The organism is Alphaproteobacteria bacterium, assembly GCA_040905865.1.
Lineage (GTDB): Bacteria > Pseudomonadota > Alphaproteobacteria > UBA8366.
Window position 1 is genome coordinate 1 of sequence record JBBDQU010000026.1, and the last position, 21,738, is coordinate 21,738.

Consider the following 21,738-nt stretch of genomic DNA (forward strand, 5'->3'; position numbering starts at 1 on the left):
AGCCTGGTCCCAAGCGGAAAGGGGCCGCAATATTGCGTTTTTCCGCAGCCTGCTAATTCTTCCGCATCGCCCAGTCGGCATTGCCGGTGACGGCGGTCGGCGGATGCGCCTCGAGCGCTTCCTCGATGGGATCGCACCCCCAGCCGGGACGGTCGGGCACGACGATATGGCCGTCCTCGAATTCGGGGCTGTGGCTGAACAACTCATCATCCCAGGGTATCCGGTCAATATCGATTTCCATGATTCGCAGGTTCGGTACGGCAGCGGCGAAATGGACGTTCATCATTGAGCACAGATGGCCGTAGAAATTATGCGGCGCGACGTTGATCTCATACGCCTCGGCCGCGTTGGCGATCTTCATCGACTGCCAGACCCCGTTCCAGACCGCATCGACGATGGCGACATCCATCGATTGCGCCCTGAAATAGGGCAGGAAGTCGCGTAGCCCCAACAGCGTCTCGCAGGAACTGATCGGGTGATTGCTCTGCTGGCGGATATAGGCCAGCGCGTCGGCGTTGTAGCTGTCGATCTCGATCCAGAACATGTCCAGGTCGGCGATCTCGCGCAGGATATTCACATAGCCTTCGGTCTTCGCGTTGAAGTTCAGGTCGAGCAGGATGTCGATGTCCGGCCCCGCCCCGTCGCGGAAGGCCTCCAGATGGGTGCGCAGGTTGCGCAGCACTTTCCGGTCCACATTCAGTTCCGGATAAAAGGGCGAGGCGAAACCGGGCCGCCAGCCACCCGGCCTGTCCTGGTCATGCATGAAAATATTGGTTTTCAGGGCGGTGAAGCCCTTCTCGCGCACTTCCGCCCCCATCGCCTTCACCCCATCCAGATCGGTGATTTGCGGCGGGTAGTATTTCGGATGGTTGATGCGCCAGGTGCCGCAATGGGACCAGTAGACGCGGATGCGGTCGCGCATCCTGCCGCCCAGCAGCTGGTAGCAGGGCACGCCCATGCCCTTGGCCTTGGCGTCGAGCAGCGCGTTCTCGATCGCGCCCAGCCCTTCCGCGACCACGCCGCCCGCCGCCGGCCGGGTCAGCGCATACATCAGCGCATACAGCCTCTCATGGTCATCCGCCGACTGGCCGACGATCTTCGATCCCATCGCCTCGACCACCTGCGACACGCCGGGCGAGCCGAAGCCCTCATCGAATTCGCTCCAGCCGACGATGCCGCTTTCGGTCGTCACCTTGACGAAGTGATAGTTCCGCCAGCCCGCATCGCAATGCCGTGTTTCTACCCTGGCGATTTTCATGACTCATCCTCCCCGATGGCTGTAACCCTTGCCCGCATATTCGCCGGCGGCGCCCGGCGTGTCGAGGAGCACCGCAACCATAAGGCGGCGTATTTACCTGCGCCGCCGGATGCCGTAGCAATTGGCGGCTTAAACAATACGCACGTCAAAGGAACCTCCATGAACAATGCACCCGCGTCCAGCCAGACCCTGGCCCTTTCCGGTATCCGGATTATCGATTTCAGCCGCCTGCTGCCGGGCCCCTGGGCCACGCAGTTGCTGGCCGACCTGGGCGCCGATGTAATCAAGGTGGAACAGCCGGGCATCGGCGATTACAGCCGACACAACCCCCCGAACTATGAAACCGGCAGTATCTATTTCAACAGCGTCAACGCGGGCAAGCGCTCCATCGCGCTGGACCTGACCAGGCCCGACGGGCGCGCCGTGGCGCATAAACTCATCGCCGGGGCCGATGTGGTGGTGGAATCCTTCCGCACCGGCGTGCCCCGGAACCTGGACGTGCATTACGAACGCGCCCGGGCTTTGAACGAAAAGACCGTCTACTGCTCGATCACCGGCTACGGACAGGACGGGGTGATGGCGACCGTGCCGGGACACGACCTTGTCATCCAGTCGATGACCGGGCTGATGGGCATGACGCTGGACCGCGACCCGCATCCCCCCGTACCGGGGTTCCAGGCGGCGGATTACGCGGCGGGCGCGGTGGCGCCGACGGCGATCCTGGCCGCCCTGATGCGCCGGGACAGGACCGGCGAAGGCGCCTATATCGACCTGTCGATGTTCGACTGCCTTTTCTACATGTGCAATATCGTCCTCTCCGGCGCGATGGGGCGCCTGGCCGGCAAGGACGGCGAGCCGGGGATGCAGAGCTGGGGCGGCAACCCGCGCTACAGCACCTATCTTGCGGGCGACGGCAGGCCGGTAGCGGTGTCCCTGCTGGAAGCCAAGGCGTGGAAACAGTTCTGCGATTTCATCGAGCGCCCGGAACTGGTCGATCCGGACGAATCGCCGGCGGACCGCCACACCACCCATGGCGACCGCGAAACGATCTATCGCGACGCCATTGCCGGCTATATCGGCGCGCATACGCGGGATTCGCTGCTGGCCAAGATGGAAGCCGAACAGATTCCGATCTGCGCGATCAATACACCCGACGAGGCCGTGCGATCCGCGCCTGTGGAGGATCGCGGGCTGATCGCCTATAGTGCTCATCCGACAGAGGGGCGCATTCCCCATCTCGTCAATCCGCTGACGCGCAGCGGGCTCGCCGCCGCCCCTTACCGGGAGGCCCCGGCACTGGGCGCGGATGGCGACAGCGTGCTGAAGGAACTGGGTTATTCCGAGGCGGAACAACAGTTATTGCGGCAATCAGGAGCGGTAACATGACAACGGCAGCACAGATACCCAACGCAGACATCGCGGCACGGTTCATCGCCGCATCCCCGGGGCGGAACGACCCCCCGGACGTGATCGAGGCGGCGCGCATGGCGCTGGTCGATACGATCAGCGTCGCCATCGGCGCCTGCGGGCTGAAGGAGGATGCCGGCGAAACCGTGCGCCGCGTCGCCGACGCCTGGCAATCCACCGGCAGGGCGCGGATCCTGGGCGGCGCGACGGCCGCCCCCGCCATCGCCGCGCTGATCAACGCAACCTACGGCCACTGCCTCGACTACGACGACACCCATGTCGGCGCGGTCGCCCACCTGGGCAATCCGACCTGGGCCGCTGCCCTGGCGGTCGGCCAGCACCTGGGCGCCAACGACCGGGACGTACTCAACGCCTTCATCACCGGGTTCGAGGTCGGCGCGAAACTGGGCTATGACTTCGGCGGCATCGCCAATGAACACGGCTTCCACTCCACCGGCATTTTCGGCTGCCTGGCGGCGACGGCAACGGCGGCGGTGCTGATGGGGCTGGACGAGGACGGCATCCGCAACGCCCTGGGCGCGGCGGCGACGCAGGCCGCCGGGCTGGCGGAAAGTTTCGGCACCATGTCCAAACCCTTCCACGCGGGCAAGGCGGCGATGAACGGCGTGCTGTCGGCGGAACTGGCGGCGCAGGGTTTCGTCGCCAAGCAGTCGCTGCTGGAGTCCGAGGGCGGCATCGGCGCCGCGGCGGTCCAGGACGGATCGGCGAAGATCAAAATGATCGATTTCGACGGTCCGCTGGAAATCACCCGCAATACGCTGAAACCCTATGCCTCCTGCCTGCTGACCCATCCGGTGATCGATGCGGCGCGCAGCCTGTCCGAGGCGGCGAAGGGCCGGGCCATCGCCGGGATCGAGATCGAGGTCCATCCGGCCTGTATCCAGCTGGCCGGCAAGCCCGATCCGCAGACCGGGCTGGAGGGCAAGTTCAGCACCGCCTATTGCGCGGCGCTGGGCCTGCATGGTTATCCGGTTTCAGCGGCGGATTTCACCGCGACCCGGGTGTCGGACGAAACACTGCGCGAGACATTGCGGCTGGTGACGCTGTCGCCCGCGCCGGGCCGGGTTCTGACCTCGGCGAACATGCGAATGACCTTCGCCGATGGCGAGGTGCTGGACGCGGAAACGGCGCTGGCGCGCGGCAATCCGGACAACCCGATGACCTGGGACGACATGCGGGCAAAATTCATGCCGCTGGTCGAACCGGTGCTCGGCGACCGGGCCGGGGAACTTTACGATATGCTGCGCAATTTCGGCGACGGCGAGTCGATGGATTCTATCGCGGAATTGATGGCTTCGGCGTAGAGCGCATCTGGCTATTTCGCCGCGCGGCGTTTGACAAAGGCGATGACATTGGCGCGGTCCTGGGCGTCCGGCAGGCCGGGGAAATTCATCTTCGTCTTCGGGATGAAGGCGCCGGGTTTTGTCAGGAATTCATCCATTGTTTCCTCGGTCCAGACCAGCCCCCCGACCAGTTTCGCCCGCATCTCGGCGGAATAGGCGTAATCGGGCACGGTGCCCGCCTCCCGTCCGAAGATGCCGTACAGGGAGGGACCAAACTGGTGCTGCCCTTCGGTAAAACTGTGGCACGCCTTGCATTTCTGGAAAACCTGGCGCCCTTCGCGCCAGTCGCCTTCCTGCGCCGCGGTCTGGCCGGCGCAAAGCGCGACGAAAGCTAGCGCCGCCATTCCGATTTTATAATTCAACATAAATACTTGCGCCCACTTTCCAAAAGCCCCTAGCCTATATCGCCGCGACCGGTGCATGGTTCAACCCGGCTCTCGGGACAAAAAACCGGCGTGGGCTGGCGCTGCCCGACATCTTGGCGCTGAACCCGTTCGGGAAACGGCAAGTCATCCTGGCGCCGGCATGGGGTGCAATCCCTCAAACACTGCGAGACAACGATCATGGAACTGGATTCAGATGGCAAGACCGTGCTTTTAACCGAGATCCGCGGCCCGGCCGCGATCCTGACCATGAACCGGCCGGAGAAATACAACGCGCTGAACAACGCATTGCTGCGCGCCATCGGCGACAAGGTGCGTGAACTGGACGTGGACTGGAATGTCCGCGGCATCGTGCTGGCCGGTGCGGACAGGTATTTTTCGACCGGCGCCGATCTGGGCGACGCGCTGGAAGCACAGAACCTGCCCGCGACCCATACGATGCTGGAATCCTTCGAATACTGCAATCGCTCTATCGAACGCTCCCGCAAACCGGTGGTCGCGGCGATCAACGGCTATTGCCTGACCGGCGGGCTGGAAGTTGCGCTGGCCTGCGATATCCGCGTCGCGGGAACAGGGGCGAAGTTCGGCGTCACCAGCTCGAAAATCGGCTCCGTTGCCGGCGGCGGCGGTACGCAACGCCTGCCCCGCACGGTCGGCATGGAACGGGCCAAGGACATGCTGTTCAGCGCCGATTTCATTGACGCCGACACCGCGATGCGCATCGGCCTTGTCAGCCGCGTGGTGGAACCCGAAGCGGTCATGGAAACCGCCCTCGCCCGGATCGGCGCTTACGCGGCGCGCGCGCCGCTGAGTGTATGGTACGCGAAGACTGCCGTGAACAAGGGCATGCAGATGGACCTGGAGCCGGCGCTGGAGTTCGAGCGGCACCTGACCGCCAGCCTGTTCACAACCGAGGACCGGACGGAAGGTATGACCGCCTTCCTGGAAAAACGCGATGCCGACTTCAAGGGACGGTAGGGCAGAACACGAACAGGTGGAGAATCGATCATGACCAATCTCAAAATCGAGAAACTGCACGCGGATTTCGGCGCGCGGATCACCGGGATCGACCTGCGCGCGCCGCTGCCCGAGGAGGCGCTGGCGGAAATCCGCGCCGCCATCGACGACCATTCATTCCTGCACTTCCCGGACCAGCCTTTCGACGACGACCGCCAACTGGCCTTCACCAAAACCCTTGGCGAACCGGAGGAAAACCACGTCGCGCTGGGCGAGGACGGCAGGGTCAATTATTTCGGCACCATCGGCAATGTGCAGGCGGACGGCACGAAGCTGGGCAACGCCGACCGCAAGACCATCTTCCTGACCGGCAACAATATGTGGCACACGGATTCCTCGTTCCGGCAGGTGCCCGCCTTCGTGTCGATCATGTGTGCCTATGAAGTGCCCGCAGAGGGCGGCATCACCGAATATGTGAGCGCCCGCGCCGCCTATAACCGGCTGCCCGAGGCAAAGAAGGCGGAGATCGACCCGCTGACCGTGATCCACGACTATGTCTTCTCGCGCTCCAAGGTGGCGCCGGACGCGGTGTCGCCTTCGCTGGCGAAATCTTTGCCGCCGATCCCGCAGAAACTGGTCCGCAGGAACCCCAATACCGGCGCGAAGAACTACTATGTCGGCGCCCACGCCAAGGCCATTCAGGGCTGGCCCGACGCGGAAAGCCGCGCCCTGATCGACGACCTGTTGGAACGGGCGACACGGCCCGAACACGCCTATGCCCATCGCTGGCAGCCGGGCGACCTGGTGATCTGGGACAATCGCTGCCTGCTGCATCGCGGCAGCGGCTATGACGCGGATAAGTACCGCCGCTACATGCGGCAGACACGGGTGCGCGGCGCGGGGCCGACACCGGAGGAGTAGCCGGCCTTATGCCGCCGGCGACGGCCAGCCCAGCGTGTTTGCCGCCCAGGCGCGGTCATAGGGCAGACCGGTGGTTTCATGCACCTTCCGAACCGCTTCGGCGTCGGGCGCCGTGTAGAAGCAGATCATCCGTCGCCGATCCAACGCAACATAGGTTTTCAGAAACCTGACATCGTGCATGTCGAGACACCAGGAACTGGCATCCTCCCGCGCCTGGAGATCTTCGATCGTCGCCGGTTCCGTAAAGCTCCGCTCCACGACAACGGTCTGACGGCCCGGCGGCGCGATATCCGCCGTTTCAGGCGGGTGAAAATAATGTCCGGTCCAGACAGTCGCCGGTACTATCGGCACCTCCCGTCCGACATTGCGCACCGCCTCCGCATCGGGCGCCAGAAAGACGCAGATGGCACGGGAGCCATCCAGACCAAGGTAACTGCCCCGATAGGTTACCCCGTACAAATCCAGACAGGACTTGCCTTCGTCGCCAAGTTGCCCGTAACGCTGCACGGTCATCGGCGTATCGAATACACGCTCGCTGATCACATGTTCCATTTCATTCTCCCGCGGCAGAAAGCCGGCCGCCGTCTCGCGGTTCGCGCGCCATGACACGGATGCGTTCGACGGATTCCCGCGACAGCATGTCCTTGGGTAACTCCCGCAGAGCCTCGACCTGCTGCGCCCAAAGCGCCCTGTCTCCCAATTGCGCCGCGGCGTCGCCGATAATGGCGCGCGCCAGCGCCACTTCGCTTGACCGGTCAAGCATCGTGGCAATGTCCAGCGCCGTATCGGCGCGGGACATTGCCCGTGACGCATCGCCGCGCGCCAGATCGACCTGGGCCGAACGATTCAGGATATAGGCGTGGCGCTGCTTGTTATCCGCAACGCGCAATGCTTCCAGCGCGGCAATGATGCCGCTTTCGTCCCGGGCCGGCCCCGCAGCGTAATCGATCAGCGCCGATAGCGCCTGCGCGCACGGACGCTCGCTGCCCTGACGCAGTTTTTCCGCAAGCAGGACAAGGTCGGAGGCCCGGCGACGCGCCGCCTTGTAGGAACCGCGCTGGATTTCGATCATCGCCAGCTGTTCAAGGGCATGAAACTCGGCGGCGCGGTTGCCGTCGCGACGCGCCAGCAAGCGCGCCTGGTCCAGCAGCCGCTCGGCCTTGTCGAGTTCGCCCCGATGCAGACACAGCATGCCCTGGGCGCCCGGCACCCCACTGATTTCCGTTCCGGACCGCGTCGACAGTGCAGCCGCCTCAAGCACCAGCGCCTCCGCCTGACCCAGGTCGCGCTCCAGAATCACGAGGCACTTTGCGGCTTCCGCAAGCGCTTCAATCCGTGCCTCGCCGTCATCCCCGACCGAACGGCTGATCATTTCCGCATGCATGCTGGCGCGATGCGCATCGGTCGAAAAACCGCCCTCCCAGTGCAGATAGGACATGACCTGGAATCCCAGCCTCGCCTGCGGCAGGGCGCCAAGGTCAAGCGCCCGTTCCGCCATGACGTTCATATCCCGTGCCGCCGCATCCAGATCATCCGGTCGCCGCGCCCCGATCAGGACGCGGGTCAGTTCGATCTGCCGCATGGTCCGTTCCGGTTCGGACAGGGCGGCGGCATGACGTAATCCGCGCCGCGCCAGGATCTCGGCTTCCGTATTGGCAAAGATGCGCAGGCATCGTGTGCCCGCAGCCAGACAGGCGCTCGCCGCCAGCCCTTCATCCCCCGCCAGCGCAGCATGGCGAACGACTTCCGGCGCAACGTCCTCTCCAACCACCTCGCCACCGGTCAGCATTTTCGCCGTGCGCGCATGCATCATCCGGCGGCGCGGCTCCGAAATATCGTAATAGACGGCGCGGCGCAGAAGTTCGTGCATAAACCGGCAGGTTGCCGGCGGCTGGCCCGGCGCACCGGTCAGTTTTAGAATGGAATGCCGCGCCAGTGTTTCCAGCGAATCGACGAGGGCATCCGTCGACAGCCCGGCCAATGCCTCCAGATGCGGCACGGCAAAGCTCCGCCCCAGTATCGAAGCCCAGCGCGCAGCGTCTCTCGCAGCCTGCGGCAGCCGCTCGATCCGATCGCGCACCAGTTCCGCCAGACTGTGCGGCAGCGTGCCCTGCCCCTGGTTCAGGGCGCGGGCCAGTTCGATCACGTAGAGCGGGTTTCCCGCGCTTTCCGCGAAGACGGCCGCCGCATCCACATCGGATGCAACCGTACCGGCCAGCGCCGCGGTCCCCACCGCATCCAGCGGGCGCAACAGGATATCCTCCAGAATTCCGGTGCGCCGCAACACGCGCAGAACCCGCAGCATCGGAAGGTTATCCGGCAATTCACCCTCGCGGCCGGTCAGCGCGACGAGCAGCGGCCGATGCCGGTTCATCCGGATCACGTAATGCAGTAATTCCGCCGATGCCTCGTCGATCCAGTGGACATCGTCGATGAACAGCAGGACCGGCGCCGCGCTATGGGCACGCGCGGCGACGAGTTCGGCAACCGCCCCGAACATCCGTTCGCGGCTGGATTCCGCCACGATGCCGCGGGACAGTTCCGGCAGCAACGGGGCCAGGTCCGCCGAAAGGTCCGGTCCCAGTACGGAAGCATGCACTTGCCGCAGGGCATCGATCCAGGGGCCGAACGCCCGGGCCGCCTCAACCTCGTAACAGACCCCGTCAAGAACCGTCCCGCCGGACCGGCGAACCGATCCGACCAGTTCTTCCGCCAGCCGGGTCTTGCCGATACCCGGCTCCCCCGTGATCAGAAGCACACGCGCCTGCCGCGTCTCCCGGACCTGCGCCAGCACTGTTAGCTGTTTGCGGGCTTCTGCATCTCGACCGACGATACCGCCGGATGCGGCGGGCGGCATTTCAACCCGCGCCGGTTCCGAATTGCCGGCGCCGCCGGTCGGAACCTCCGAATCCGGCTGGTCGCGTTCCGTCAATATCGCGCGCCAGGCTACGGTCAGCGGATCCCCGGCCCGGGGGCCCAGTTCCTGCAGGGCGCGGAGCCCGGCTTCGTACTGTTCCTTCGCCTCTTTGCGCCGCCCCGCGCCATCAAGAAGGCGGACCAGGCTGGCGCGCGCTTCGGTATCGAAGGAATCGATCCGGACCAGCAGCCTCGCGTAGGAAATTGCCCGGTCCGGATCATCGGCGAAGCGGCACAGCAGCGCCCGCAGAATCCGCGCATGCAGGTCGCGGGTATTTTCCCGTTCCGCCAAGCACCATTCGTGGAATTCATGCAGGTTCGGCATATCGAGCCCTTCGAGGAAATCCCCGTGGAAGAGCGCCGCCGCCGCAACGAGCCTGTCCGTCTCCGTTTCCGCCAGCCCGGCGCCGGAAACCAGTTCACGAACCGATAGCAGGTCAATCGTCATACCGGCCGCATCCAGCGCCACCGTTTCGCGGTCGGCGCGGATACGCCTCGTTTCGTCGTCGTCGACCAGCGAACGGATCTTGCTCAGGCTCCAGCGCAGCGAGCCCCTCGGATCGTCCGGCAATTCCCACAGTAACGCTGAAAGGCGATCACGGCGATGCTTCCCCCCGGACGCTGCCAGATAGGCTAACAGGGCCCGTGTCTTTCGCGACGGGGGTAATGGTGTCGCCACTCCATCGCGAAGAATCCTGAACTCACCCAGTAGCTTCAGTTCCAGCACGGCCATGTTTCCCATAGCGGAACGGAGAAAACGGCGCATTCCCGAAACGCCGGATGGCGGGCCATCAAAGCAAACCCACTGCCGCTTTTTCAATCCCGCAGAAAATACAGCGTTGTCTACCACGGCGACTCAAACGGCAAATCAGCATAACCGTCACAACCAGGCAGGGACATCAAAAACCAGCGCAGGAGTATTGCCATGTCGTTACAGTATTCAACAAATTTCGTGAATAATGATTTTCCGGTATCGGTCGGCAGTCACTTTCGGCTCGTCGCCTCAGGCCTCTTCGACAGGACATGCCGCCTGCATCGGGCCATACAGCACCGTCTCACGGCGCCCCGGCGCGCGGCCCAGTTCGCCGCCATCGACGACCGGACCCTGCGGGATATAGGCCTGCACCGGTCAATGATCCCGTTGGTCCTGCGTACCGAACCGTGAAACCGGAGCTGCCGCTGTCCGGAATTGCCGCCACGTCACATTGCGTGGCGGTTTTTTTTCAACGGAACGAAATCAGCAAGCCGGAAGAATTCCACGGTCGCCCCGTGCCGCGCAGCCAAATCCAACGCTTCCTACCACGTTCGCCACAACGGCATCCCGGTACGTTCCTTTCAACACGGCCACACCGGCCGGCACAGCGACAAGGAGACAGAAAATGCACGCCCCGTACAGTTACGAAGCGGCCCTCAAGGCCTCCCGGAAGATCGCCTGGGAGATCGAAGATATCATCGGCGGCGAAAAGCGGCTGGATTTCGACAGACCATTCCTTCCGGAAGCCCTGGCTGGCGTCCAAAAGCTCGATTTCCTTGGACCGGACGAGCAGCGGTGCCTCAACCACATCCGGGCACATGGCTACCTCTATACCTTCGGCATGGTCGAGGAATTCATCCTGCCCTTCGTTCTGGACCACGCGCGCCCGCAATTGCATGGCGACGATTTCCGCGCCCGCGCCCTGTTGCAGTTCGCCGCGGAAGAAGCAAAGCATATCCACCTGTTCAAACGCTTCCGGGAAGAATTCACCAGCGGTTTCGGCTCGGAATGCGAGGTCATCGGGCCGCCGGAAGAAATCGCCCGCGCCGTGCTGTCGCACCACCCGCTCGGCGTCTCACTGATCATCCTGCATATCGAGTGGATGACCCAGCGCCACTATACCGGCAGCGTCCGGGAAGATCGGGATATCGACCCGCTGTTCAGCAGCCTGCTGCGGCACCATTGGATGGAGGAAGCGCAGCACGCCCGGCTGGATACGCTGATGGTCGAATCCCTGGCCGAAGTCCACAGCGCAGCCGAAATTGCGGAAGGGATCGACGCCTATCTCGCGATCGGCGGCATGATCGACGACGGCCTGAAGCAGCAGGCGGAATTCGATGTCGATGCGCTGACACGGGCGACCGGACGGCATTTCGACACTGCGGAACGGGACCGCCTGCTGGCCGCGCAGCAACGCGCCCTGCGCTGGACCTTCATCGGCAGCGGCATGACCCATCCCAACTTCCTGGCCACGGTGGAACGGCTCGATCCCCCCGCCCGGCGCCGCCTTGAAACCGAAGTCGCGCCGGCTTTCTGCTGACCGCCCTTCCCCTCCTCCCAACGAAAACGAAAAGGAATCGAATCATGAACACAACCACACTCGAAAAAAACATCGTCAACGGGCTGGACCTGGACGCGCTGGGCGAAATCGTCCAGCAGGTCAGCGACGACCCCGCTAACGGGATCGTATGGTTCAATGTAAACTCCGACTGGCAGGGCCGGACGAAAAGCAGGCACCAGATCGAAGGCCTGACGCTTGGCGGCAATTACATCCCCCGCCCCTTCACGATCGTCGCGGACGAGCCGCTGGAATTTCTCGGCGCGAATTCCGCCCCGAACCCGCAGGAACTGCTGATGGCGGCCTTCAACGCCTGCATCATGGTCGGCTACGTCGCGGGCGCGGCGCTGCGCGGTATCCGGCTGGACAGTGTCCAGATCGAAACGACCGGATCGCTCGACCTGCGCGGTTTCCTCGGTCTCGATGAGAATGTCGCCGCCGGCTACGAAAAAATCAGCACGGTGGTGCGGATAAAGGGCGATGGCACGCCGGAACAGTTTGCCGAAATCCATGAAACGGTGAAGAAGACCTCGCCCAACTACTTCAACATCACCCGACCGGTCGCCGTCGACTGCGAACTCGTCGTCGGTTGACCGTCATGGCGGCAGGCACCCCGGGATGCGATTGCATGCCAGGCGTGCCTGCCCTGCCGCGACCATTGTTGCGCGCGCTCCTGCATTCTGGCAACGTTTTCGCAGTTCCAGCCGAAATTTACCCCCTCTCCCCCACCAGACCGGAGCCGAAGCGATGGCCAAATCGACACTCCTGATCAAGGTCCCCGTACGGGACAATGAACTCGCAGACCTTTCCGAAATTTACCACGTCCAGCAGCATATCGAAGACGCACCGCGCGCCGCCTTCCTGACGCAGAGCGGGGGCACGGTGGATGCGGTGCTGACCAATGGCAGCCTCGGCGTTTCCCCGGAGGAAATGGCCGCGATGACCGGGCTGAAGGTCATCTGCTGCCTCGGGGCCGGCTACGAAGGGGTCGACCTCGACCTCTGCCGCCAGCGCGGCATCATGGTCACGCACGGGCCGGGCACCAACGATACCGCAGTCGCCGACCACACCATGGCGCTGCTTTTCGCGATCATCCGCGACATTCCGCATTTCGATGCGCTGGTAAAATCCGGCGGGTGGAAGACGGTCAACACCTCGCGCCCGATGATCAACAGCAAGACGCTGGGCATCTACGCCATGGGCCGGATCGGGTTGCATGTCGCGAAGCGCGCCCGGGGCTTCGACATGCCGGTGCATTACCACAACCGCAAAAAACGCAACGATGTCGACTACGCCTACGAAGACTCGCTGATGGATCTGGCAAAGGTTTCCGACTACCTGATCGTCATCGCACCGGGCGGGGATTCGACATTCCATACCGTGAATGCCGAAGTGCTGATGGCGCTGGGACCGACCGGCTACCTGATCAGCATGGGGCGCGGCAGCGTGATCGACACCGACGCCCTGATCGAAGCGTTAAACAGCGGCGCCATCGCCGGCGCCGGGTTGGACGTGTTCGAAACCGAACCGGATATCCCGTTCGAACTGCGCACGGCGAAGAATATCGTCTTCTCCCCCCATATCGCCGGCCGCGCGCCGGAAACCCGGACGATCATGATCGACCTGTTCAAGAACAACCTGAAAAACGTGCTGACCGGCGAAGCGCCGGTGACGCCGGTGCCGGAACTGGCCGGCTGAGGCGGCTAATCCGCCGCCTGCGCCTGCCTCTTGCCGAAGGATGAATCAAAGCGCGGCGCGACATCCACGGCGAAGCGGCGGTACATCTCGCGGCGCACTTCCTTCGGCGTGCCGGGCATGGCGGTCGAGACCAGGAAGTAATTGAAGCCGAGGTCGTTCATCGCCTGCACCCGCCGCGCCACCGTTTCCGGACTGCCGACCAGATTCTGGTCGATCAGCGGGCCCAGGTTGTCCGGGTCCATCATCGCCCGCATGTTGCCGAACATCTTCGTGAAGACCGCGTAGTCCTCGATCCCTTCCCAGGGGTTGGCATCGACCTCGTAATGCTTCGCCTGCACCACGAAATTGCGCGGCAGGTAGATCCGGGCCAGGTCGCGCGCTTCCTCATCCGTGTCGGCGATGAAACATTTCACCTGGATCGGGGTGGTGACGTCGGTCACATGGCCCGCCGCCTCCGACGCCGCCCGCCAGTTGCCGAGAATCTTCGCCAGCAGCGAGTCCGGGAACTGCGCCAGGCAGAGCGGCGGCAGGCCCAGCTTCGCCATGATTGCCGCACTGCCGGGGCTGCCGATGGCGCCGTAGAAATTCACCTTCTTGTCGGTCGGCGCCGGACGGATACGGATTTCACGCGGAATATCGAAATATTTCCCCTTGAAGGTGAAGGGTTCGCCCGACAGCCCGGCCGCGACGATACGGTAGATTTCATCGAAGCGGCCCCGCGCCTCGCGCATGTCGATACCATAGGCGTCGTATTCCGACTTCGCCGTGCCGCGCCCGATGCCGAGATGCAGCGTGCCGCGGGTCAGCGTATTCACCATCGAGATTTCCTCGGCGATGCGCAGCGGGTGGTACCAGGGCAGCACCAGCACCGAGGTGCCGAGGCCGAGATCGGGACAGGCGGCGGCGATATGCGCCATGAACAGCAGCGGGCTGGGCGTGGGGTAGTAATCGCTGAAATGATGCTCCAGCAGCCAGGCGGCCTCATATCCCAGCGCCTGCCCGTGTTTGCAGTCCTCGATCACGTCCTGGTAGAGGTCGTGATCGGAGGTCGCCGCATCGCTCGATGGCGCGACCTGGAAGCCGAAGGTGATTTTGCCGTTGCCGCTCATTCCCAATTCCCTGAATTTCCTGCACAGTAGTGGCCGAACGATAGGATGCCCCCGGCATGCGATCAACCGCATGCGCCTGGGGCGACAACATGCCGACAAGGAGCACTGGTTGAAATGGCTGAAAAATCACTGGGATTCATAGGGCTGGGCGATATGGGCGGACCGATGGCGGGCCGCCTGCTGGACGCGGGATATACTCTCAGCGTCTATGACGTACGCAAGGACGCGATGGCGGCAGCGGTGGCGAAGGGCGCAACGGCGTGTTCCAGCCCGGCCCATGTCGCCAGCCGCGAGGCCACCGTGATGGTCAGCCTGCCGACCCCGGATGTGGTGCGCGTCGTGGCGCTGGGCCCGGACGGGATCGTCGAAGGCACCGCCATAAAGACCTATATCGATCTCTCGACCAGCGGCGCGAGCACGGCGAAAGCGGTGTCCGAGGGGCTGGCGGCGAAAGGCATCCAGTCGCTGGATTGTCCGGTCAGCGGCGGCATCCGCGGCGCCGAGGCCGGTACGCTGTCGCTCATGCTGTCCGGACCCGAGTCGTTGCTGGACGCAAACCGCCCGGCGCTGGAGGTAATCGGCGACAACCTGTTCTTCATCGGCAGCGAACCGGGACTGGGCCAGACCATGAAGCTGGTCAACAACTTCCTGTCCGCCGCCAACAACATCGCCGCCGCCGAAGCCTGCGTAATGGGCGCAAAGGCCGGGATCGATCCGAAGGTGCTGCTCGACGTGGTCAACGCCAGCAGCGGCTACAACTCCGCCACAAGGGACAAATACCCCTACGCGGTCCTCACGCGCACCTTCGCCAAGAGCATGAAGCAGAAGCTGCTGCTCAAGGACGTGGCGCTATGCATGAGCGAGGCCGAGGCGATGAAGGTGCCGATGTGGCTCGGCAACACGGTCCGCCAGTTCCTGAGCTATGCGGTCAGCCAGGGCACGGGGGACGACACGTCCGTGTCGCTGATCAAGCATGTCGAAGGCTGGGCAGGGACGACGTTTGGCGGGGAGAAGTACCGGAACTGAGGAGCATTGAAGACGCGGCGGCCGGGAGGGCTGCCGCGCCTGCGAATTGACTGAATGGAACAGCATTCCGGGTGGGCTTGCCGAAACTGATATAATGGCGTTCGACCTTGCGACCCTCGCGCCATTGCGGGAACGTCAAGCCGGTCAGTGCGCGGATATGACGCGCTCAGGCTCGCCGCACCGAGCGATTACACCAATTCGGCGCAAGCCGGAACAATCAGAATTAACATTAATCGAATGATCAAACGTTTCCGCAAAATATCTTATCGCAGTCTTCTCAGCCACTCTATTGTGTGCGTCCCACTATGCTTCGATATTCGCCAAACTCCCGTTCTCCCTTCAGTATTTCAAATATCGCACCAATATTTCGGCATCGGATACCTTCATATATGAGGATCACACCTAACGGAAAAACCAACAAGAACATGAGGCATAACATGAACGCCTGATCGTTAATCGCATGCCTTACGGCAAAAGTTAACATTACAGGACCAATAGAACCGAGGGTTCCAAGAAAAACGCCGCCCAAAAGAAACAAATAATCCATTCGGATGTCCGACCAGAACCGGTAAAGCGCGAACATCAAGGACGCTATGGTAACTGCAAACCCTACGTAAATGAAGAACGGAGCGAATGAAAATATTCTGGTAAAATTATCTCGTATGGAATTGTATATCAATGAAGGCCGATGCAGGAATACAAGTTCGGCAAAAAACCTGGGATCCTTTTTAATAAACTGGAAATACGCTTCCTTGATTACTCGCTCCGTTACCTTATAACGATGCCCCCATAAATCTGAAATAATGTAATCTCGTTGAATTCCATATTGCGTTTCAAGCAAATGCTCTGCAGCAAAGATTGGCGCGCCGTCGCCAACAAATAATTTGCCATCCCGTGCATGATATTGTCCGTATTTGTCATGCCAACCGGGATGTTGCGAAAGACCTGCGTAAATCGAATGCCAGACCATGTGGTAGGAAAGAGATTCGTCTGAAATCCTGTAGAATGCATTCGTGGAAGTACTTTTATAGGCACCGAACCCTATTGTAATCAGTACAAATATTCCGACGGGCCACGATATCAAGCGACGGAGATGCAGTAGCGTTCTTTCGTCACCGCCCTTGCCATGCCAGACTCGCGCAACGACGACCATACCGGCCAAAATCGCAACTGTCGCAATCACCCAGAGGTTTTCCCACATTACGGTGCCTCGCACCGTTACCAGCCATAGCAGAAGCAGGCCTTGGAAGCCGAACAGGACAGCGTTTATCCATTGGAATCGGGAACCCTTCAGAATATCAATAACAAGGTGTAATGCCGGAAGAATTCCCAGTATAGAAATGAACCTCGAGGAATAGACCGTACCGACACCCCAACGGTGCTCCGGCGGCAGGAACTCCGCACAATATACAAACATGAAAAGATGCAGCATTACCACCGCTGCCAATACAGAACAATACAATGGGTTTCCATAATGCCTGATAAAGAACAGCACGACTGAAATCAAAAGAATCAGGGAATATAAATAATAAAAGGACTGGACTTTTAGCCCGAACAGATTGAATGCAAGCTCGTAATATTGCGCCATACCTATATCAGTAGGCTCAACCGGTTTAAAATCTTTGAAAACAACCGCAGGCGACCGCAACGCCTCTATAGAGGCAGCAGACCGGAACGCGTCATTTATCAATGTCGGATTGTGGAGATTGTCGGGAAAAGTCACACCTAAAGGGTCCAGAAATTCTGAATAGTAGGCAACGCCCCCTGCCCGTAACGCATCGTATACCTCACGATGCGCCATACCGCCCAAATCCATACCATAGGCGTACTTAGTGATCGCCGTCGCTATATTGACATTCTGGTATTCTATACCTTCGGTAACCCAGTGATGAAATCCTTTAGTGATTCCATACGAGAATGCCAGAGTTAATAAAAATAGGGAGCAAAGCCCCATACACACACAATAAAGGTCTTTAAGTTTCATCTTGATATTTAAATATGAATCTTTTTTCATTATAAACTCATATTAGCATCGTTTAATCAGTATTTACTGAACGGCCCTTTCTCAGTCAAGAAACTTTCCGCAATATAGAAATTTAGTCTTACAGATTAATCGCGACTGTACTTCCTGTTAAAAGCAGGCGCGAAACCCCACTTCTACGTCCGAATTGGACGCTGCATCGCTATTCACCCGGCGCATTCTCCGAAAACCGCGTTTCCGCCTCATATGCCGCCGCCGCGCGATACAGCGCCGCCTCGGCGAACGGCCGGCCGACAAGCTGGAAGGAGGCCGGCAACCCGTTGGCCGTGAAGCCGGCCGGAACCGCCAGTGCAGGCCGGCCCAGGTAATTGAGCGGCTGGGTGCAGTGGGTCATGCCGGCGATCAGTGCGGGGAAAGCCGGCGAATCCTTCACATCCGTCTCCGCGATCGACGGCACCGGCATGGCGATGGTCGGGGCGTGGAAGACATCCGCCTTCGCGAATACCGCGTCGACGAAAGCCTGCGTCACCTGCGGGCGTATATGCAGGGCCGCGAGGTATTGCGCGGCACCGATGGCGAGGCCCGGTTCCAGCCGTGCACGAACCTGCGGGCCGTAATCCTGCGGCCGATCACGCAGCCAGGCGGCGTGCAACACGGTGCCTTCCGGCCCGCGCAGGGTCGTGCAGAGCGCGCGTATCCGGTGGTGATCGGGCACTGTCACTTCGACGATTTCCGCACCCATTCCCTCGAACACCTTCAGGCTGGCCTGCATCAGGTCACGGATCTCCGGCGCGGCATTATCGTAATAGTAACTGTAGGGCACGGCGATACGCAGCCCCTTCGCCATCGGCGAACACGCCGCCGCCTCGTAATCATCCACCGGCATGGCGCTGGCGGTATGGTCCATCGGGTCGGCCCCCGCGATCAGTCCCAGCAGGCGGGCATTGTCGCGCACGGTGCGGGTCAGCGGCCCGGCGCTGTCGAGCGAGAAGGACAGGCCCATCAGCCCGTAGCGGCTCACCCGCGTCTGCGTCGGCTTCATCCCCACCAGCCCGCAACAGGCGGCGGGCAGCCGCACCGACCCGCCGGTGTCGGAACCGAGCGCGCCATAGACCATCCGCCCGCCGACCGAGGCCCCCGCGCCGCTGGACGAACCGCCGGTGACGTGGTCAGGGTTCCACGGGTTGCGGCAGGAGCCGAAATGGTCGTTGTGGCCGAATGGGCCGACGGCGAATTCCGACATGTTGAGGCCGCCCAGATGCAGCGCACCCGCGTCGGAGAGCCGACTGATCGTCGTCGCCGTGTGGTCGGGCACGAAGTCCTGCCGGATCTTCGAGCCACAGGTCGACACCTTCCCCGCCCGGTAATACATGTCCTTGTGCGCCAGCGGCACGCCGTGCAACGGGCCCGACGCCGCGCCCTTCGCCAGCGCCGCATCGGCGGCATCGGCGGCGGCCAGCGCCTCGTCGGCCTCCAGCGAGATAAACATATTCAACGCCGGCTGCTTTTGTTCGATCCGCGCGAGGCAGGCTTCGGTGACCTCGCGGGAGGAGACCCGTTTCGCGGCAATGGCTTCGGCGACTTCGGTGAGGCTCAGATGCGTCAGTTCAGTCATCGCGTTTCGCCATCGCAACAAGCGCGCGCTCGAAATGCGCGGGTTCCGTGTCGAACAGCGACCGGCCCCCCACGGTCGCCAGCGTGTCGGTTATGGCCGCGGAATTTGCCGCCAATCGTTCCGCCGCCGCGTCTTCCAGCGCGACGCCGTACCATTCGGCAGCCAGCGCATACACCTGCTTCGCATCCATCTGTGGTCCCCCGGTTACTTTTTGACAATCCCGTAGCAATGTTCCGGTCCCGGAAATTCCCGCGTCCGGACGTCCGCCGCATAGGCGTCGACCGCATCACCGATGGTCGCCGCCAGATCGGCATAGCGTTTCACGAATTTAGGTGTGAAATCGGCGAATAGCCCCAGCAGGTCGTCGGTCACCAGGATCTGGCCGTCGCATGCGGGCGACGCGCCGATACCGATGGTCGGCACCGGCAGTTCCGCCGTCAGTTTCCGCGCCAGCGACTCCGACGTACCTTCAATGACAATGGCAAAGGCCCCCGCCGCGACCATCGCCGCGCCATCGGCGGCGATCCGCTGTGCTTCATCGTCCGACAGCCCCTGCGCGCGGAACCCGCCGATGGCGTTCACCGCCTGCGGCATCAGCCCGATATGCGCCATCACCGGAATGCCCCGGTCGACCAGAAAGCGAACGGTTTCCATCATTTCCACGCCGCCCTCGATCTTCACGGCCTGGCAGCCGGTTTCCGACATAATGCGCGACGCGCTGCGAAATGCCTGTTCCGGGCTGGCCTCGTAGCTGCCGAAAGGCAGGTCGACCAGCACGAAGGCGTGTTTCGTCGCCCGCATCACGGCGCGACCATGGGCGATCATCATGTCCAGCGTCACCGCCAGCGTGCTGTCCATGCCATAGACCACCATGCCCAGCGAATCGCCGACCAGCAACAGGTCGACCCGTTCGTCCAGGACCGACGCCACCGGCGCGGTATAGGCGGTCAGGCAGACCAGTGGCGTATTATGTTTCGCGGCGCGGATATCGCGCACGGTAACCCGCTTGTTCCGATTGACGGCGCTCATTGTCGTTCATCCACCATGGCGCAGCTTATTTTGCTGCATTGCCGCAAAGCGTAACCAGTGGCGCCTCGCGCCGCAAGGCGGATGCCGCGGGTATGTTCTCGCGGCTCTATGAAGCACCGGTCGATCCAGGCTAATCTGCGGATCAGTCTGCGGACGAAGCCGAATTCAAACGATGGGGAGACAAACATAATGCAGGACAGCTTCAAGACAGGAGTTACCACGACCCGCCGGATCACGGTCGACCGCCCCCGCACCATCGATGTCATGGGCGAGGAACTGCGCGTATACGCGACGCCGGAGCTGATTCGGGACATCGAGCAGACCTGCAAGGGCCTGATTCTGGACTTCGCGGATGTGAACGAGGACTCGGTCGGCACCAACGTCAATATCGACCATATCGCGCCGACGCTGATGGGTATGTCGGTGAACATCATCGCCACGGTAAAGGAAATCGACCGCCGCAAGGTTGTATTCGAGATTTCAGCCGTGGACGATATCGAACCGATGGGCCGGGGCAGCCATACCCGTTTCATCATCGATACCAGCAAATCCGCGGAGCGCCTCCAGGCCAAGATCGCGAAGGTCAAAGCCCTGTAACTCAGATCCCTTTAACAAAACCCGCGTAGCAGGGGTGGGGTAATTCAGTGCTTCGTTAACCGTTCAGATCAGATCGTGTTTATTTGGACCGCTCAGGCAAATTCAAACAAATACGATCTGATCTAACGGGCCGCTGCCTCTGCCAGGCAATAGCGCGCCACCTCCGCATGGGTTGCGAACCAGACATCCGACCGGGTTTTCATGTGTTCGATCAGCTCCTCCAGCATCGCAAGCCGCGAGCGGTGGCCGATGAAATGCGGATGCATTGTCAGCACGAACAACCCGCCATCGACATAGGTGCCATCAAATTCGGATTTAAAAATTTCCAGGACGGCCGATGGCGGCGTATAGGGACGCAGCCCCGAAAACCGGTCCATGTTGAAGTAGACCGCGTCATCCTTGATCCATTCCACGGGCAGTTCCACCACGCCCGTCGCCTCGCCGTTTTCCAACAGTTCATAGGGATCGTCATCGGCCATCAGGGAGGAATCGTAAATCAGTCCCATTTCGCGGGTGATGGCCAGGGTGTTCGGGCTGAAGTCCCAGGACGGCGTGCGGATACCGACCGGTCGAACGCCGCAGATCGACTCCAGGACATCCGCCGCGCGCATCTGCAAATCGCGTTCGGCGGCCGCCGGCAGTTCGCTGTTGAGTTCGTGAATCCAGCCGTGGATGCCGATCTCATGGCCCTCGTCCGCGAGGGCCCGCTGTTCGTCCGGCCACAGCATCGCCACCACGGCGGGCACGAAGAAGCTGGCGCGAATGTCGTACCTGTCCAGCAGACGGCGAATCCGGGGCACCGATACACGCGCCGCATATTCGCCCTGCGACAGCCTGCCCGGCGAGGAATCGCCAAAGCGCAGCGTGCTCGATTCATGGTCGGAATCGAAGGACAGCGCCACCGCCGCCCGGGCGCCGTTCGGCCAGGTTTCGGGTTTCAGCGACCGGCCGGCGCGTACTTTTCCGACGATGCCGCGCCAGCGCGCTTCGGGCCATTGCCACGGCAAATCGCCCGGCGCGGTTTTTCCACTGGAATCGGCTGCCATGTCATCCTCCCCTTCCCGGACATCCAGTCCGGACAGCCCGTGGCAATTCACCGCAATGGCGGCGTTCGCCGGAAAAGGGTACAACCGCCCGGCAAATACCTGAAACGGTTTCGGAGCAA

20 protein-coding genes are annotated in these 21,738 nt (G+C 62.0%); 9 read left to right on the plus strand and 11 right to left on the minus strand.

Annotation, left to right across the window (positions count from 1 at the left end; all coding sequences use genetic code 11):
• Positions 1-52: 52 nt before the first annotated feature.
• A complete protein-coding gene (locus WD767_05550) occupies positions 53-1,258 on the minus strand; it encodes a mandelate racemase/muconate lactonizing enzyme family protein (GenBank protein ID MEX2615540.1) in 1,206 nt (401 codons plus the stop codon).
• Between the two features lie 159 nt (positions 1,259-1,417).
• On the opposite strand from WD767_05550, the gene WD767_05555 reads away from it, so the two are divergent.
• Both WD767_05555 and WD767_05560 read left to right on the plus strand, forming a co-directional pair.
• On the plus strand, positions 1,418-2,644 hold the full coding sequence (locus WD767_05555; GenBank protein ID MEX2615541.1) for a CaiB/BaiF CoA-transferase family protein: 1,227 nt from the start codon (positions 1,418-1,420) through the stop codon (positions 2,642-2,644).
• A complete protein-coding gene (locus tag WD767_05560) occupies positions 2,641-3,990 on the plus strand; it encodes an MmgE/PrpD family protein (protein MEX2615542.1) in 1,350 nt (449 codons plus the stop codon). Before WD767_05555 ends, WD767_05560 begins: the two co-directional genes overlap by 4 nt.
• Positions 3,991-4,001: 11 nt before the next feature.
• Here WD767_05560 and WD767_05565 read toward each other — a convergent pair whose 3' ends face one another.
• Positions 4,002-4,373, minus strand: a complete 372-nt coding sequence (locus WD767_05565; protein MEX2615543.1) for a cytochrome c family protein — start codon at positions 4,371-4,373, stop codon at positions 4,002-4,004.
• A gap of 219 nt (positions 4,374-4,592) precedes the next feature.
• On the opposite strand from WD767_05565, the gene WD767_05570 reads away from it, so the two are divergent.
• Together WD767_05570 and WD767_05575 are read left to right on the plus strand one after the other, a co-directional pair.
• A complete protein-coding gene (locus tag WD767_05570; GenBank protein ID MEX2615544.1) occupies positions 4,593-5,390 on the plus strand; it encodes an enoyl-CoA hydratase-related protein in 798 nt (265 codons plus the stop codon).
• Positions 5,391-5,420: 30 nt separating this feature from the next.
• Entirely contained in the window at positions 5,421-6,290 is an 870-nt protein-coding gene (locus WD767_05575) for a TauD/TfdA family dioxygenase (protein ID MEX2615545.1), read from the plus strand.
• A 6-nt stretch (positions 6,291-6,296) separates the two neighbouring features.
• Here WD767_05575 and WD767_05580 read toward each other — a convergent pair whose 3' ends face one another.
• From WD767_05580 to WD767_05590, 3 genes are all read right to left on the minus strand, one after another.
• Positions 6,297-6,842: a DUF4242 domain-containing protein gene (locus tag WD767_05580; protein MEX2615546.1), complete on the minus strand. Its 546-nt coding sequence runs from the start codon at positions 6,840-6,842 to the stop codon at positions 6,297-6,299.
• A gap of 1 nt (position 6,843) precedes the next feature.
• Positions 6,844-9,933: an AAA family ATPase gene (locus WD767_05585; protein ID MEX2615547.1), complete on the minus strand. Its 3,090-nt coding sequence runs from the start codon at positions 9,931-9,933 to the stop codon at positions 6,844-6,846.
• 276 nt (positions 9,934-10,209) lie between these two features.
• Positions 10,210-10,332 carry a hypothetical protein gene (locus WD767_05590; GenBank protein ID MEX2615548.1) on the minus strand — a complete coding sequence of 41 codons (123 nt, stop codon included), beginning with the start codon at positions 10,330-10,332 and terminating at the stop codon, positions 10,210-10,212.
• Between the two features lie 253 nt (positions 10,333-10,585).
• Here WD767_05590 and WD767_05595 point away from each other — a divergent pair, with 253 nt between their 5' ends.
• The 3 genes from WD767_05595 to WD767_05605 all read left to right on the plus strand — a co-directional run bounded on the left by WD767_05595 (position 10,586) and on the right by WD767_05605 (position 13,216).
• A complete protein-coding gene (locus tag WD767_05595; protein MEX2615549.1) occupies positions 10,586-11,500 on the plus strand; it encodes a hypothetical protein in 915 nt (304 codons plus the stop codon).
• Positions 11,501-11,544: 44 nt separating this feature from the next.
• Positions 11,545-12,111: an OsmC family protein gene (locus tag WD767_05600; GenBank protein ID MEX2615550.1), complete on the plus strand. Its 567-nt coding sequence runs from the start codon at positions 11,545-11,547 to the stop codon at positions 12,109-12,111.
• 154 nt (positions 12,112-12,265) lie between these two features.
• Positions 12,266-13,216, plus strand: a complete 951-nt coding sequence (locus WD767_05605) for a 2-hydroxyacid dehydrogenase (protein ID MEX2615551.1) — start codon at positions 12,266-12,268, stop codon at positions 13,214-13,216.
• 5 nt (positions 13,217-13,221) lie between these two features.
• On the opposite strand, the gene WD767_05610 is transcribed toward WD767_05605, so the two are convergent.
• The gene (locus tag WD767_05610; GenBank protein ID MEX2615552.1) at positions 13,222-14,325 is read right to left on the minus strand and encodes an LLM class flavin-dependent oxidoreductase; all 1,104 of its coding nucleotides are present in this window, start codon (positions 14,323-14,325) and stop codon (positions 13,222-13,224) included.
• Between the two features lie 114 nt (positions 14,326-14,439).
• Between WD767_05610 and WD767_05615 the strand changes: the two genes are divergently transcribed.
• Positions 14,440-15,351 (plus strand): NAD(P)-dependent oxidoreductase, encoded by a 912-nt coding sequence (locus WD767_05615; protein MEX2615553.1) that lies wholly within the window; start codon positions 14,440-14,442, stop codon positions 15,349-15,351.
• 286 nt (positions 15,352-15,637) lie between these two features.
• Here the strand turns inward: WD767_05615 and WD767_05620 are convergent, their stop codons facing one another.
• The 4 genes from WD767_05620 to panB form a co-directional block, all read right to left on the minus strand.
• Complete coding sequence (locus WD767_05620) at positions 15,638-17,365, minus strand: hypothetical protein (GenBank protein MEX2615554.1); 1,728 nt, start codon at positions 17,363-17,365, stop codon at positions 15,638-15,640.
• 169 nt (positions 17,366-17,534) lie between these two features.
• Entirely contained in the window at positions 17,535-18,947 is a 1,413-nt protein-coding gene (locus WD767_05625; protein ID MEX2615555.1) for an amidase, read from the minus strand.
• Complete coding sequence (locus tag WD767_05630) at positions 18,940-19,137, minus strand: hypothetical protein (GenBank protein MEX2615556.1); 198 nt, start codon at positions 19,135-19,137, stop codon at positions 18,940-18,942. The genes WD767_05625 and WD767_05630 overlap by 8 nt, the downstream gene beginning before the upstream one ends.
• Positions 19,138-19,151: 14 nt before the next feature.
• A complete protein-coding gene (gene panB / locus WD767_05635; protein MEX2615557.1) occupies positions 19,152-19,976 on the minus strand; it encodes a 3-methyl-2-oxobutanoate hydroxymethyltransferase in 825 nt (274 codons plus the stop codon).
• A 189-nt stretch (positions 19,977-20,165) separates the two neighbouring features.
• Between panB and WD767_05640 the strand changes: the two genes are divergently transcribed.
• Positions 20,166-20,573 (plus strand): LysR family transcriptional regulator, encoded by a 408-nt coding sequence (locus WD767_05640; GenBank protein ID MEX2615558.1) that lies wholly within the window; start codon positions 20,166-20,168, stop codon positions 20,571-20,573.
• Between the two features lie 122 nt (positions 20,574-20,695).
• Here WD767_05640 and WD767_05645 read toward each other — a convergent pair whose 3' ends face one another.
• Entirely contained in the window at positions 20,696-21,619 is a 924-nt protein-coding gene (locus WD767_05645; GenBank protein MEX2615559.1) for a polysaccharide deacetylase, read from the minus strand.
• Positions 21,620-21,738: the final 119 nt, after the last annotated feature.

Excerpts from the sequence above, each read along its gene's own strand:
- panB (MEX2615557.1), bottom strand. The coding sequence starts at position 19,976 with ATGAGCGCCGTCAATCGGAACAAGCGGGTTACCGTGCGCGATATCCGC.
- WD767_05550 (MEX2615540.1), bottom strand. The coding sequence starts at position 1,258 with ATGAAAATCGCCAGGGTAGAAACACGGCATTGCGATGCGGGCTGGCGG.
- WD767_05595 (MEX2615549.1), top strand. The coding sequence starts at position 10,586 with ATGCACGCCCCGTACAGTTACGAAGCGGCCCTCAAGGCCTCCCGGAAG.
- WD767_05630 (MEX2615556.1), bottom strand. The coding sequence starts at position 19,137 with ATGGATGCGAAGCAGGTGTATGCGCTGGCTGCCGAATGGTACGGCGTC.
- WD767_05580 (MEX2615546.1), bottom strand. The coding sequence starts at position 6,842 with ATGGAACATGTGATCAGCGAGCGTGTATTCGATACGCCGATGACCGTG.
- WD767_05560 (MEX2615542.1), top strand. The coding sequence starts at position 2,641 with ATGACAACGGCAGCACAGATACCCAACGCAGACATCGCGGCACGGTTC.
- WD767_05620 (MEX2615554.1), bottom strand. The coding sequence starts at position 17,365 with ATGAAAAAAGATTCATATTTAAATATCAAGATGAAACTTAAAGACCTT.
- WD767_05575 (MEX2615545.1), top strand. The coding sequence starts at position 5,421 with ATGACCAATCTCAAAATCGAGAAACTGCACGCGGATTTCGGCGCGCGG.
- WD767_05570 (MEX2615544.1), top strand. The coding sequence starts at position 4,593 with ATGGAACTGGATTCAGATGGCAAGACCGTGCTTTTAACCGAGATCCGC.
- WD767_05615 (MEX2615553.1), top strand. The coding sequence starts at position 14,440 with ATGGCTGAAAAATCACTGGGATTCATAGGGCTGGGCGATATGGGCGGA.
- WD767_05605 (MEX2615551.1), top strand. The coding sequence starts at position 12,266 with ATGGCCAAATCGACACTCCTGATCAAGGTCCCCGTACGGGACAATGAA.
- WD767_05555 (MEX2615541.1), top strand. The coding sequence starts at position 1,418 with ATGAACAATGCACCCGCGTCCAGCCAGACCCTGGCCCTTTCCGGTATC.
- WD767_05640 (MEX2615558.1), top strand. The coding sequence starts at position 20,166 with ATGCAGGACAGCTTCAAGACAGGAGTTACCACGACCCGCCGGATCACG.
- WD767_05645 (MEX2615559.1), bottom strand. The coding sequence starts at position 21,619 with ATGGCAGCCGATTCCAGTGGAAAAACCGCGCCGGGCGATTTGCCGTGG.
- WD767_05610 (MEX2615552.1), bottom strand. The coding sequence starts at position 14,325 with ATGAGCGGCAACGGCAAAATCACCTTCGGCTTCCAGGTCGCGCCATCG.
- WD767_05600 (MEX2615550.1), top strand. The coding sequence starts at position 11,545 with ATGAACACAACCACACTCGAAAAAAACATCGTCAACGGGCTGGACCTG.
- WD767_05565 (MEX2615543.1), bottom strand. The coding sequence starts at position 4,373 with ATGGCGGCGCTAGCTTTCGTCGCGCTTTGCGCCGGCCAGACCGCGGCG.
- WD767_05625 (MEX2615555.1), bottom strand. The coding sequence starts at position 18,947 with ATGACTGAACTGACGCATCTGAGCCTCACCGAAGTCGCCGAAGCCATT.